Source organism: Paenibacillus rhizoplanae (assembly GCF_042684125.1).
GTDB lineage: Bacteria > Bacillota > Bacilli > Paenibacillales > Paenibacillaceae > Paenibacillus_AQ > Paenibacillus_AQ rhizoplanae.
Map to the genome: position 1 here is coordinate 73,538 of NZ_JBHUKY010000016.1, position 12,948 is coordinate 86,485.

At 55.2% G+C, this 12,948-nt stretch carries 8 protein-coding genes; all 8 read right to left on the reverse strand.

What is annotated here, in order from left to right:
* Window positions 1–287: 287 nt before the first annotated feature.
* Window positions 288–2,063 (reverse strand): hypothetical protein, encoded by a 1,776-nt coding sequence (locus ACFSX3_RS06470; RefSeq protein WP_209993829.1) that lies wholly within the window; start codon window positions 2,061–2,063, stop codon window positions 288–290.
* Between the two features lie 61 nt (window positions 2,064–2,124).
* The gene (locus tag ACFSX3_RS06475) at window positions 2,125–3,075 is read right to left on the reverse strand and encodes a sugar phosphate isomerase/epimerase family protein (RefSeq protein ID WP_209993830.1); all 951 of its coding nucleotides are present in this window, start codon (window positions 3,073–3,075) and stop codon (window positions 2,125–2,127) included.
* A 31-nt stretch (window positions 3,076–3,106) separates the two neighbouring features.
* Window positions 3,107–3,979: a carbohydrate ABC transporter permease gene (locus ACFSX3_RS06480; RefSeq protein WP_209993831.1), complete on the reverse strand. Its 873-nt coding sequence runs from the start codon at window positions 3,977–3,979 to the stop codon at window positions 3,107–3,109.
* Between the two features lie 25 nt (window positions 3,980–4,004).
* Window positions 4,005–4,844, reverse strand: coding sequence for an ABC transporter permease (locus ACFSX3_RS06485; RefSeq protein ID WP_339225348.1), 840 nt, complete (start codon window positions 4,842–4,844; stop codon window positions 4,005–4,007).
* Between the two features lie 137 nt (window positions 4,845–4,981).
* Complete coding sequence (locus ACFSX3_RS06490) at window positions 4,982–6,595, reverse strand: extracellular solute-binding protein (protein ID WP_209993833.1); 1,614 nt, start codon at window positions 6,593–6,595, stop codon at window positions 4,982–4,984.
* A gap of 413 nt (window positions 6,596–7,008) precedes the next feature.
* Entirely contained in the window at window positions 7,009–9,276 is a 2,268-nt protein-coding gene (locus ACFSX3_RS06495) for a helix-turn-helix domain-containing protein (RefSeq protein ID WP_209993834.1), read from the reverse strand.
* A 710-nt stretch (window positions 9,277–9,986) separates the two neighbouring features.
* Complete coding sequence (iolE, locus tag ACFSX3_RS06500) at window positions 9,987–10,883, reverse strand: myo-inosose-2 dehydratase (RefSeq protein ID WP_209993866.1); 897 nt, start codon at window positions 10,881–10,883, stop codon at window positions 9,987–9,989.
* A gap of 105 nt (window positions 10,884–10,988) precedes the next feature.
* Window positions 10,989–12,935, reverse strand: coding sequence for a 3D-(3,5/4)-trihydroxycyclohexane-1,2-dione acylhydrolase (decyclizing) (gene iolD, locus ACFSX3_RS06505; RefSeq protein ID WP_209993835.1), 1,947 nt, complete (start codon window positions 12,933–12,935; stop codon window positions 10,989–10,991).
* Window positions 12,936–12,948: the final 13 nt, after the last annotated feature.

A 12,948-nucleotide genomic window follows, 5' to 3' on the forward strand; every position in this document is an offset into this window, starting at 1 on the left:
CCCGAAATCAGGTGCATTTATGCTCCTCATTCACTCATTCCGCCGACTTTTCCCGAAATCAGGTGCACTTATGCTCCTCATTCACTCATTCCGCCGACTTTTTCCGAAATTAGGTGCACTTATGCTCCTCATTCACTCATTCCGCCGACTTTTCCCGAAATCAGGTGCACTTATGCTCCTCATTCACATTGTGCCGACCGTATCCTCACGCCAAAGACACCAGCCTCCGAAGATGCTGGTGTCTTTGCGCATGCGCCCGCACAATCCTATCTCAAACCCAGCCAGCTCTACTGCGCAGGAGAGAGAGTAAGCGTGAATGTCTTATCGAACGGAGTAACCAGGTTAGCTTGCACGGTTTTATAGCTCTTTGGCGGGCCGGGTTCCGGGGCGGTTCTGCCGAGATGCGCCATTTCGCCGCCCGTCAGATCGATCCAGTCTCCACCAGAAGTATAACGAATCTGCCCGTCGCGCCACAGGAAGTTGTCCTCGTCCACCATCTGCAGTTCTCCCGAAGTGTTGTCCTCATCCAACGTCTCCAGCTCTCCCGAAGTGAAGTTACCTTCCCAGCCGAATTTGAAGGATAGCTGAGCCAGGACCTGGGCAGGCTCCGCGCAGTGTAGCCGGATAGTCCAGCCCGTCTCTGTACGGTGTACCTCTGTCTCCACAGACAGTGTCTGTTCATGGGTCAATGGACGGCTCTGATGCGGCAAAAGATACCACGGACTGACAGCCGTACCCGCCTGCGGCGGGAGAAGCGCTCCCTCCACCGGACCGTAGTAGCCCTTCTTCTGCACGCCCTTCAACAGGTAGCCCTCCGGCAGCCGGGTCATCTCCTGCATCGGCACGAATCCGGGGTAGAAGCTCGTATTCAGCTGTACGGCCAGCAGCCTTACAGAACCGTGGCGCATCGCGAAGAACGATGGCGTCTCCGTGATCAGCGTCACGCTGGTCGCCCCGTCTCTAAGCCGGGCCACAGGCGCCCCGAAGTCGGTATGCAGCCGGCTGTGGTAGATCTTCCCCTGGTGACCCGCCGACTCCATCTTTTGCAGATAGCCGTCCCGCAGGAAATCACCGTTCAGGATTTGTTCATACTGCACAGGCAGCTCTGCTGTAGCCTCCGGCGGATGCTGCAGCTCCGGCTCCAGCAGCATCCGTACCAGGGCGTTCACCGAGCAGACGCCCGGATTGGACAAGGAGCGTCCAGCCCATTCGGCCATACCGGCCAGCACGGCATCCTTGTCCGAACGGGCAAGAATCGCATACGGCAGATAATAAGGAGACAGATCATGGAGCACCCCCAGATCCTGCCGGCCGGAATAATCGGTCACGACTTCACCGGACGGGTGGACAAGGTAGACCATCATGTGCAGGTTCCGGCGCACCGGGTCCAGCAGCTCCGGCTTATCCAGCAGCCGGGCGGCATGAATCAGCATAATATCACTTACCGCACTGTAGATGCCGTTGCTCCGCTCGGTCCATTCCCCGTCCGGTGTAATATCCATGCCTTCCGCCAGCCATTCATCCGCCCGCTGCCGGGCCTCTTCTCTGCCGAACAGCTCATAGAGGAACCCAAGCGCCGCGCACATCACCCAGCGGTGATTCGGGGTATGGACCCCGCCCGTAAGCATAACGGGTAGGGACTGCTCCAGGAACAGGAGCATGTTGTCCAGCACCGGCTGAAGCGGCGGCCACTCCTGCTTCGCCAGCAGCTGATATAACTGCGCATAGCCGACCACAACGAAGGCCGTATCCGGCGGTGAATGATAGTTCGTCCAGCCCGGGGAGATCGAGCCGTCCTGATGCTGGAAGCGCAGCACGAACTCCGTAGCCAGCTTCAACCGCTCCAGCAGCTCCTCATCCCGGTAATACTTCGAATCCGGGTTCACCAGCGCCGCACCCCAGTAACACATATCCGTCGGAGTGCCGGTGGTGTGATTCACCCAGGCAATCCCCGTATGGGGATCAAGGGTTCCTCCATAATACAGGTTAGTCTGATCCAGCACCTGCCGGGGAATTCCCTGCTCTACTGCTCTGTCATTACTATCCACCAGTTGCTTATACATTGCGCTTCCTCCTTGCGGCAATCTCGGAAATCTCGAAGCTCTCGCCAATCAGCCTTCTGCCCTATCCCCTGCGTGCCAGCTTAGCCGTAAGCAGACGGTGGCTCTCATGAATCTCTTCCGGGCGGCAGGCAGCCTTCAGCTCATACACCTTGACCTGCGCCCGTTCAATCATCGGCAGATAGGCATCGTAGAAATCCGGATCTCCGCTGTTCACATAGGGACACCAGTGGTCGGAGAGGCCGATCGTCTCATGAATATGGACGCCGACGATATCATCCATCAGCCCTTCCATTTCCCCTATACTGTCGTACAGGCCCAGACGGTCCATCATAATGGCGTGGCCGGTATCATACCAGATGCCGACTGGCGCTCCTTTTAAAGCATTGATTATCGTCCCCGCTTCCGCCAGCGTCGGAATCTGCTGCGGCTTGGAGCGGGTCTCGATGCCGAAGCGGACATTTAGCCCCTTGGACACCGCACGGTTACACACCTCGTCCAGACTCTCGATAATGGTCTGCACATAGCCTGCACTGTACGCTTCACGCCGTTCCATCAGCTCCGCCCACTTACTGCGGTAAGCTGCCGAATCCCTGCCCTGTCCCTCGTAGATCTGCTCCAGTTCCCCAGAGATATCATACGGGAATGGCACCTCGCCCGGATGCACCACTACAGCTTCCCCGCCGTAACGCTGAGCGTACTCTGCCGAGCGGACCAGCAGGTTTATCGCACGCTTCCGCTTCTCTTTGTCCTCGAAGCCCAGCAGAACGGAATCCGTGCCGTAGTCAGGGTCCGGGACATGGGGGAAAGTATTATGCACACTTGATATACCGATCTCCCCGCGTTCAATCATCGGCTCGATGGTAACTAGCATTTCCTCCGTCACATTATAATTCAGCTCTACCCTGCGGAACCCCAGCTCCCGGATCTCATTAAGCAATCCAACACCAGTAGAATGACGTCTCATATTCCAACAGGTGGAGAAGGAGAATTCTCCTTTATCCTCCATGACCATGTCTCCTCTCGCAACGCTTCAGTGTTATGAACTAGCCCTTCACAGCTCCCAGCATAACACCGCTGACGAAATATTTCTGCAGCCAAGGATAGACGACCAGAATCGGTACCGTGGCGAAGACGACAGTGGCGGCCTTGAGGCTCTCCGGCGGCAGCTTGGTGCGGGCTGCCCCCTCCAGGTTCGTCAGCTCAGTGATCATATTGTTCTGAACCATCTGGAAGAGCTTCAGCTGAAGCGGATACAGATCGGGATTATTGATATACATCAGGGAATCCTGGAATCCGTTCCAGCGTCCAACCGCATAGAAGAGCGCGAGTGTAGCCATAACCGGCATGGATAACGGCAGAACGATTTTCAGCAGGGTGCGGAAATGTGAGCTGCCGTCAATCTCGGCCGATTCCTCCAGACTCGGCGGAATGCTGCGGAAGAAGGAGATCAGGATAATCAGGTTGAACGGGCTGACCAGACCGGGCAGAATCAGCGACCACACGGAATCGATCATATGCAGATCACGGATCAGCAGGTATTCAGGAATAATACCGCCGCTGAAGAACATGGTGATGATGATCAGGTACATGAACATAGTACGGCCCTTCAGCTTGCTTTTAGTCAGCGGATAGGCGGCTGCAATAGTGAAGAGCATGCATAATACCGTCGTAGCCACCGTCAGGATAATGGTGAAGATCAGCGAGCGGATCATCGCATTGTCGGTGAAGACCTGCACATACGCCTTCCAGTTGATCTCAATCGGGAAAATCGTGACTTCCCCGGAGGTAATGGCCCGCGTGGAGCTGAGGGACACTGCAATAACGTGTATGAACGGAGCCAGGCAGAACAGCACGAACAGCGCAATTAAGGTAACGTTAACGATATCGAATATCCGGTTTGAGGTACGTTCACTCATCGTACTCCGCCTCCTTTCTGTATAATCATAGAATGCCGTCGCCGGTCACTTTTTTCGATATATAATTGGAGCCAAGGATGAATACCAGTCCAACTACTGCCTGGAACAATCCAACTACAGTCGCCAGCGTATACTGGCCCGATTCCAGACCAATCCGGTAGACGAAGGTACTGAGCACATCGGAGTATTCGCGCACTGCCGTATTCCCGATGATGTAAGGACGATCGAAGCCGATGCTGACCATTTTCCCCAGGTTGAGAATAAGCAGGGTAATAATGGTTGGTTTGATACTGGGCAGCGTAATGTAGCGGATCTTCTTCAATCGGGTAGCCCCATCCACTTCAGCAGCCTCGAACAGCTCGCGGTTGACACCCGTAAGCGCCGCCAGATACAGGATGGTCCCCCAGCCGGCACTTTGCCAGACACCAGTGAACAGGTAAGTAATCAGCCATGGATTTTTTTCGGTCAAAAATGGAATGGGGTTCAGCCCCATACTCTCCAGCACACCATTCACCATACCCGATTGGTTGCCGAACAACTGATAGACGATACCTCCGATAATCACCCAGGAAATAAAGTGGGGAATGTAGAGGAGGGTCTGCGATATTTTTTTGAACCATACGGACTTCACTTCATAGAGCATAATGGCCAGAAAGATCGGGGCCGGGAAAGAGACTACCAAATCGAGAAAATTCAACAAAAACGTATTGCGCAAACTGCTGTAAAACTCTTTCATGCCAAAAACCTCGCGGAAAGCATCGAAGCCGATCCACTCACTGCCGTTAATGCCCTGGAACAGGTTGAAATCCTTAAAGGCAATCTGCACCCCGTACATCGGGCCGTAGCGGAAAATCAGGAAATACATAATGGGCAGTGAAAGCAGCGCGTATAGTTGCCAGTACCTTCTAATGTAAGACGCTTTGCTCAAGTTCCTCTCCTCCTATGGAGAAAAAACCGGGCAGAGCAGCATGCCAGCTCCCCCCGGTTTTCACTTTTTTTAGTTTATTTGGCTGAAATCTCTGTAAGCGCCTGCTCCAGCTCCGCTTTCAGCTTGTCTCCGCCCAGAGACATGTAGTCCTTCATTTCCTGTTCGAAAATAGTATCGAATTGATCCGGCTTCGCCATCGCGGTCTTCACAATGATCACGTTAAGCTTGTCGCTGAGCGTTGTGCCGTATTTCGATTCCGTTTCAATCGGCTTGCCGAAGACGATCGGACCCACAGTATCTGTGTTGGCAATATCAATCGACTGCTTCAGCGCCTCCTGGTTGTTGGCAGGGAAGCCCAGAATCCAGGCTTTCTCATTGGTGGCCTGATCGCCGAGGTTCTTACCGTTGGAGATAATCGCGGTGTCCCCGGAAGTGAACAGACGGTCTTGGAATTCCTGAGAAACATCAGCCTTAACTACCGGAATACCATCCACCATATCGTAGTTCTCGCCTTCAACGCCGTTGTAGATGTCAATCAGATTGTTTCCAGTTGCCATCCAGTCAAGGTATTTCACAGCTTCCACCGCACGCTTGCTGCTCTTAGGAATCATGATGTACATGCCGTTCGAAGCATAGCGGGATTTGATATACTTATTGTCCACCTTGGCATTGGTGAGGATGTCCGCAGGCAGCACCTTGCTGCCCGGCACATTCTTGTAGAGATTATCCAGTGTGCCATCGGCATAGAACATACTATCCACATCCTCGGACCAGAAGCCGATGTTGCCGTTCTGAATGTCCTTGGATACCTGGGCTTTGTCTTCATCCAGACTGAAGTCCTTGCTGACCAGCCCTTCATTGTAGAGCTTGTTGAGGAACTGTGCCGCATCCTTGAAGCCCTCATGCAGCGGCAGCTCATAACGCTGGCTGTAAGTAAGGTCGCCGCTGATCGGCTTGATGAAGGAGTAGATCAGGGTCTCCAGCTGAGCCGAGCCGAGGGACATGCCCATCGGAATGGTTTTGCTGCCCAGACCGCCCGGGTCCTTCTCTTTAAACGCTTTCAAAGTAGTGTACAGCTCATCAGTGTTCTTCGGTACCGGCAGCCCCAGCTTATCCAGCCAGTCCTGGCGGATATATGAAGCGTAACGGCCTGTAATCGCCCGTTTACCCGGAATGGCGAATTGCTTGCCATCCAGCTGGCCGAAGGTCATCGTCTCGTCACCAATGAATTTCTTCAGCGTCTGGCCGTGCTCCTCCAGTAAGGAACCCACATCCGTCAGACCGCCCTGCTGGGCGTAACGGTAGAAGACACTGGAATCGTAAGTGAAGACAATATCCGGCACATCAGAATTACTCGCCATCAGTACATTTAGCTTCGTGACTTCCTCTGAGCGCTGCACCGGTACAAATTCAACATTAATGTTATTCGGATCACCGAAATTTTTCTGAATCATCTGGGACACGAAGTTATTGGTAATGGTGTATTGCTTCGGCGTTTTACCGCGGTCGAAGATCTCCACCTTCAAGGTTACGCGTTCAGCGCTCTTCCCGGGTGCATCTGTACCTCCGGCTGCCGAATTCGATTTACCGTCCGAGGAACAGCCTGCAAGCAGAGTAGCCCCCATTACTGCGGTCAAGCCGATGCCGATTGCCTTCTTCAGAACTCTTTGATTTACGTTCACTGTCATTGTTCCATCTCCCTCGCCTTTAGCAGGCTATAATGGTGACTGCATGATACCCCCGAGCTTCACTGTGCCCGTACTCTTAGTAATGTCCCGTTCAAGCCTGTATTCCCCCCTCAGCGTTCAAGGCTGCTTGTTGTTCCGGGATGACCACAGTATTTCATAACTTTTGGCGGTCTGACAATAAACCTGTTTCGGATGCGATAAAGGGCCTGAATTCGGACATCCGGTTTATCAGACCAACCATTTTCGTACAATAAACCGCTTTCATATCGGCAAAAATACAGGCCGCATCGCTATTCGCCCCCTTTTTTCAGAGGTTGGCGGAAAAGAGATGCGGCCTGGTGCTTACACGGTTGTAGCAGATGAATTCTATGGCTTCACCGGCTAACGGAATTCCTTCCATAGTGAAGCTTCCTCTAGTCCTGCGGCTCCAATCTGGAGGCTGCTTCGCGGCGTCTGGAAGAACGGTAATCGCCCGGCGTGATGCCGGCAATCCGCTTGAAGACTCTGCCGAACGAAATGGCATTCCCATACCCTACTTGAAGCGCGATATCCTGCAAGGAACAATCCGTATCCACCAGCAGCTGCTCGGCTTCCTTCATCCGCAGCTCGGTGAGGAAATCCACGAACTTCATTTTGAATTCGGTCTTGAACAGATAGCTCGCGTATTTGCCGGAGACCTGGAACCGGTCACTCAGATGCTTCAATGAAAGATCGGGGTTGGTGAAATTCTCTTCGATATAATCCTTCATCTCATTGACCATGGCCCGGTAGCTCTTCGTCTCGCTGGCAGAGACATAGGTCCGGAATAAATCTGTGACATATTCGAATAAAATCGTCTTCACTTCACGGAGCGCCTCGGCCTCCTCCAGCTGCTTCAGCCGGACCTGCGCATTCTCCGCCGACAGCTCGTCCTGCAGCTGCTCGGACATCACCGCCACTTCCCGGCTCAGCATCTGCAGCATAGCCTGAATTAAGGAACGGATATCCTCGTCCTTCAGGAAATCCTGTTCAAACGCCTCGAAAATCCGCTCCAGCTGCTCCCGCCACTGGCCGCTCGACATGCGGAAGTACTTCACGAATTCAGCGATCATCTGCAGGTATTTATACGTCTCAAGCAGTGGCTGGCGCGCTGCGCCGCTGCCTGCCAAGACGATATCCTCATGAATCAGCAGCTTGTGCTGCATCACATATTCGGCTGCCGCATAAGACTCCCGGATCATCACCGGCCCGGCGGCAGCGGAGCCGATGCCGAAGCTGAGCGAGATCCGCAGATTCTGCTCGACCCAGGAGCGGCAATCCTCCGCAAAAACCCGGATCTTGGCTTCCATCTCCTGATCGCTGCCGGTGGCCAGAAACAGGATCGCTGCACGTTCGGTTCCCACCCATTCTGCCCAGCCCTGCAGCTCCGCGTTCCGCGCCAATTCCTGGAACACATTCATCAGGGCAAACTTCAGCGTATTCTGGTCGCCCCGGGTATACCGGTCCTCGAATACCTGCTCGTAGCGGTTAATCTCCCCAAGCACAACGATGAAGCGTGAGGCAGCATTCGCACCGGTAAGCGGAGACAGCTCCTCCAGCCGCTGGGTCACCTGCTCCAGCCGCTCGCTGTGCAGCAGATCGGTGAACAGCTTGCTGCGCTGCAGCAGCAGGTTCTCCCTCGTTTTTTTATCATAATCGGTCATGTGGTTGATCAGATCCTCCAGCACGCCGTCAATCAGCATCATCTCGTCCGGCCTGTCGGTAGACTGATCCATCATCCGGATCTGATGGCCCTCAATCCGGTTCATAATCACCTGGATCGGCTTATAATTGCGCCGGGTTACATAGATCAGATACAATACCGCACAGACCACGGTTCCCACCGCAATCGCTACCCAGAGATAGGAAATTACAGAGACCCAGCTGAACAGATTCCCCGCCTTGATTCCACTCTCGAACGTCCAGCCGTTTCTCTCCAGCTTCAGCGTGTTCAGCAGCTTGCCGTCAGCCACACCTTCTGTATCGGAATGGGCCTGGTACACGGTGTTGCCATTGCCGTCCAGAATGGTCATGAACGAGAGCTGCTGGTTAACCATGCTGTCAATGAGCTGCTCCAGGGCACTCATTTTGATATTGATGACCAGCATCCCCCCGGAGCCGAAGGGAAGCGGCATTGCTTTATTGGTAGTCAGCACACGAATTTCTGTACGCTGGGACATATCGGTATGATATTCCCTGACCGGTTGCCAGCCTTCCGGTACTGCCGGAGTCGAAGTCATGGCCCTGATCCAGTCCTCGTCGGCGAATCCGTCCAGCTCCTTCAACCCCGTATCGGTTAGAACGCTTCCACGCTCACGGTCATACAAATACACGGACTGAATATTCGAAGATTCCTGGATCAGATTGCGCAGACTCTGGGCAACCGCATAGACAGTGCCTCTGTCCGGCTCCCCCTGATTATTGAAATAGAGCTTGTAGACATCGTTCCGCTCAACCGCCTCCAGCACCGACAGCTCGGCTTCTTTGATCGTCCGGTCCACACTATCCCTGAGATAGCTGGCGGAGATGCGGTCTGCCTTCTTCGTTTCCGTCCGGGAGATATCATTAATAAACACAAAGGAGGCAAAGATCAGAATCGTCACCGTCAGCAAAAATATAGGGAAATAAGACAGCAGCAACCGGCGATACCAGGAACGGAACATTCGACAACCTCCTCCACAACCATCAGGGTACAAGGCCGCCTCCGCCCGCTTCAAACACATATGGTTCGAAGCCGCTCTGCGGCGATCCTGAACATCAGGCCTATTTTTACTGTGCAACTGGCAGAACTGACCGCCGTTGAATTCCTGCCATTATAGCACATGCGCTTCCCCTCCAGCTAACCAGATAAAGTCATTCTACCCGCAGCCCGCTGTTCCCGCGCACCTGTGCCAATGCCCGCTCGGGAATAGCGGTCTGGGGGTGGGTAAATATGGGGATTAGCTGCCGGCTGTAGACTAACTTCTGTCTGGGACTGGCTAATTAGATGAACTGTGATGAGACAAACTCACCACTTCCAATTGAGCAGCATTGTTGCACTTTGGGCAGGAATTATCTAAATTAGTTACTGGCTATGGCGTATTGTTGCAGCATTTGCAGCAATTCTGGTGTATAGAGTAAGTTAGAGCCGGTATTGTTGCATTTCGTGCAGGATTTCCGCACAGGCCGCTCCTGTTGAGCAGCACTGTTGCAATTTGAGCAGGATTTCCGTACTTACCCTTATCTGCCGAATTCAGGTGCACTAATGCTCCTCATTTCCTTAATAAATTACCAGCCCGTACAATAACAAAATCACCCCGAAGGGTGAAATGTTCAAACAATATACTCTCCTATACATCAACTATCCCGAGGCGGCTCGCCTTATACTCGCAGGCTACAAACCGCTATTTTCCCGGATATACCGCCGCGCCTTGATCGCATATTCCAGCGGATCGGCAAGCGCCGGGTCCTGCTCTGCTTCGACAACGAACCATCCCGTATAGGGAGAGGCAGCCAGTTCGGCAAAAATCTCTCCGAACGCGATGCAGCCATCGCCCGGTACGGTGAAGGCTCCCGCTTTTACCGCCTGCAGGAAGCTAAGGCTCTCCGCCTTCACACGCTGGACCACCTCCGGCCGGATATCCTTCAGATGCACATGCTTAATCCGCGGCAGATGCTCACGCAGCACCTCCAGAGGATTCTCGCCGGAGAAGGCCAAATGTCCCGTATCGTATAAGAGCGACACTTCATTAGGATCAGTAAGCTCCATCAGCCGGGCAATCTCCGCTGCGGTCTGCACCCCGGTGCCCATGTGATGGTGATAGACCAGCGTCATGCCCTTCTCGGCCGCCAGCCGTCCCAGCCCGCTAAGACCTGCGGCAAGCGCAGCCCAATCCGCCTCGGTAAATACCGGCTTGTCAGCGAACAGCGGCGTATCGATCTGCCCCTGAATGCTCCGGCCCTGCTCGGATACGACAATGACCTTGGCGCCCATCTCATGCAGGAAATCCCGGTGCGCAAGGAAGGCTTCCGCCGTCTCCTCATACGGACGCTCCGTCAGGAAGGCGCTGAACCAGGCACTGGCGATACTCAGACCGCGCAGCCCCAGTGCCCTGTGCAAAAGCTCCGGGGAACGCGGATACTTGTTGCCCACCTCGCTGCCCTCATATCCGGCAAGCGCCATCTCGCTGATGCATTGCTCGAACGTATTGCCGCCCCCCAGCTCAGGCATATCATCATTCGTCCAGGCAATCGGAGCGATCGCCAGCCGGACGGCATTGTCTCTGAACATGCTCATGTTCTACCCCTTCCACAATCCCAAGTATGGCAGAATCCTTGATTCACTGTGCGCCGTCTGCCCTGCTTCGCGCACATTCAGCGCACATCCAGCGCCCGCTCAGTAGCTCCGGGCTGTCTCTAGTCCGCTGCGCTTCCGGTCATAAGCCTCCTGCATCGCTTCCTTGCCGGACACTTCCGCTACCCCGACATTCCACCAGGCCCCATAGCCGTGGGTCATCGTCTTCGGCAGCACTTTGATATCGATCAGCGTGGAGCGTTCCGACTGGCGGGCCGCCGCCAGAGCCGTACGAAGCTCCCCGACTGTGGATGCACGGAAGGTCTGTACTCCATAACCGGCCGCACTCGCCGCATAGTCGATCCGCATCAGCTCACCGCTGAGCTGCCCGTCCGTACCCCGGTGGCGGAATTCTGTGGCCATGCTGTCCATTCCCTGCTCCATCTGCAGGTTATTAATACAGCCGAAGCCTGCATTATCCAGCAGAAGGACGTTGATCTTCCGGTTCTCCTGCAAGCTGGTTACCAGCTCGGAATGCAGCATCTGGTAGCTGCCGTCCCCGACCAGCGCGTAGACTTCACGCCCCGGCTCTGCCAGCTTGATGCCCAGCGCCCCGGCAATCTCATAGCCCATACACGAGAAGCCATATTCCATATGATAGGTATCCGGCACCTCCGAGTTCCACATCCGCTGCATATCTCCCGGCAGACTGCCCGCCGCTCCGATGACAATCGCATCCTGCGGAATAGCTTCATTAATGATCCCCAGCACCTGCGTCTGGGTCAGCGAAGTGCCTAGCACCTCTGCATATTCCGGGAGCTTCTCATCGAGCTGTCCGGCTACTTCCGGGGTGAACACACCTGTGTTGCCGGTGTTCGCCGGATACTCCACACCAGCTAAGCGTTCTCTCTCCGCAGCCCACGATTTCTTCGCCTGGGCGATCTCATCCGTATACGCTGAGCGGTACCCCCGCTCCTCCAGCGCTGCGGCTAAGGCGTTCAAGCCTTCGGCTGCATCGCAAACTACCGCCAACGCGTCCAGCTTGGCCGCATGATAGGGCGAAGCGTTCAGCGTCAGGAATTCCACCTCAGAATGACTGAACAGACTCTTCGAGGCGGTGGTGAAGTCCGTGAAACGGGTACCGACGCCGATCACCAGATCGGCCTCCGGGGCCAGCGCATTCGCGCAGCCGTTGCCGGTGACGCCGATACCGCCGAGGTTGTACTCGAAGCTGCTGGCTACTGCACTTTTGCCGGCCTGGGTCTCCCCGAACGGAATAGCGAATTTCTCGGCAAAAGCGCGCAGCGCCGCTCCGGCATCCCCATACCGGACACCCCCGCCGCAGACCAGCAGCGGCCGCTGCTTGCTGGCGATCAGCTCAGCCGCAGCCGCAATCTCCTGCGGATGAGGCAGCCGGGCGATGACCCGGTGAATCCGCTTGCGGAAGAAATCAGCCGGATACTCCCAGGCTTCGCCCTGCACATCCTGCGGCAGCGCAATCGTAACCGCCCCCGTATCTCCCGGATCAGTCAGCACCCGCATCGCGTTCAGCATTGCCGACATCAGCTGCTCCGGCCGGGTGACCCGGTCCCAGTATTTGCTGACTGCCTTGAAGGCGTCATTAACCGTGATCGACAGATTATACGTATGCTCCATCTGCTGGAGCACCGGGTCAGGCTGGCGGGTAGCGAAGGTATCTCCCGGCAGCAGCAGCACAGGAATCTGATTCGCCGTTGCTGTTGCAGCAGCCGTCAGCATGTTAGCGGCCCCCGGCCCTACTGAAGCGGTACAGGCCATAATCTTACGTCTGCGGCTCTGCTTGGCGAATGCGGTTGCCGCGTGAACCATCCCTTGCTCATTGCGTCCCTGGTAGACCGTCAGTTCACCCGGCGCTTCCTGCAAGGCCTGCCCCAATCCAAGTACATTGCCATGCCCGAACACGGTGAATACCCCGTGCACGAAGCGTTCCGGCCCGCCGCCGTAATCCACATACTGCTGATTCAGAAATTTAACCAGCGCCTGCGCTGTCGTTAATCGGATACGTTCCACTTCATGTTCCTCC

What these genes read in the sequence shown, in the direction of transcription:
- ACFSX3_RS06470 (WP_209993829.1), bottom strand. Translation starts at nt 2,063, where the DNA reads ATGTATAAGCAACTGGTGGATAGTAATGACAGAGCAGTAGAGCAGGGA.
- ACFSX3_RS06475 (WP_209993830.1), bottom strand. Translation starts at nt 3,075, where the DNA reads ATGGTCATGGAGGATAAAGGAGAATTCTCCTTCTCCACCTGTTGGAAT.
- ACFSX3_RS06480 (WP_209993831.1), bottom strand. Translation starts at nt 3,979, where the DNA reads ATGAGTGAACGTACCTCAAACCGGATATTCGATATCGTTAACGTTACC.
- ACFSX3_RS06485 (WP_339225348.1), bottom strand. Translation starts at nt 4,844, where the DNA reads ATGTATTTCCTGATTTTCCGCTACGGCCCGATGTACGGGGTGCAGATT.
- ACFSX3_RS06490 (WP_209993833.1), bottom strand. Translation starts at nt 6,595, where the DNA reads ATGACAGTGAACGTAAATCAAAGAGTTCTGAAGAAGGCAATCGGCATC.
- ACFSX3_RS06495 (WP_209993834.1), bottom strand. Translation starts at nt 9,276, where the DNA reads ATGTTCCGTTCCTGGTATCGCCGGTTGCTGCTGTCTTATTTCCCTATA.
- iolE (WP_209993866.1), bottom strand. Translation starts at nt 10,883, where the DNA reads ATGTTCAGAGACAATGCCGTCCGGCTGGCGATCGCTCCGATTGCCTGG.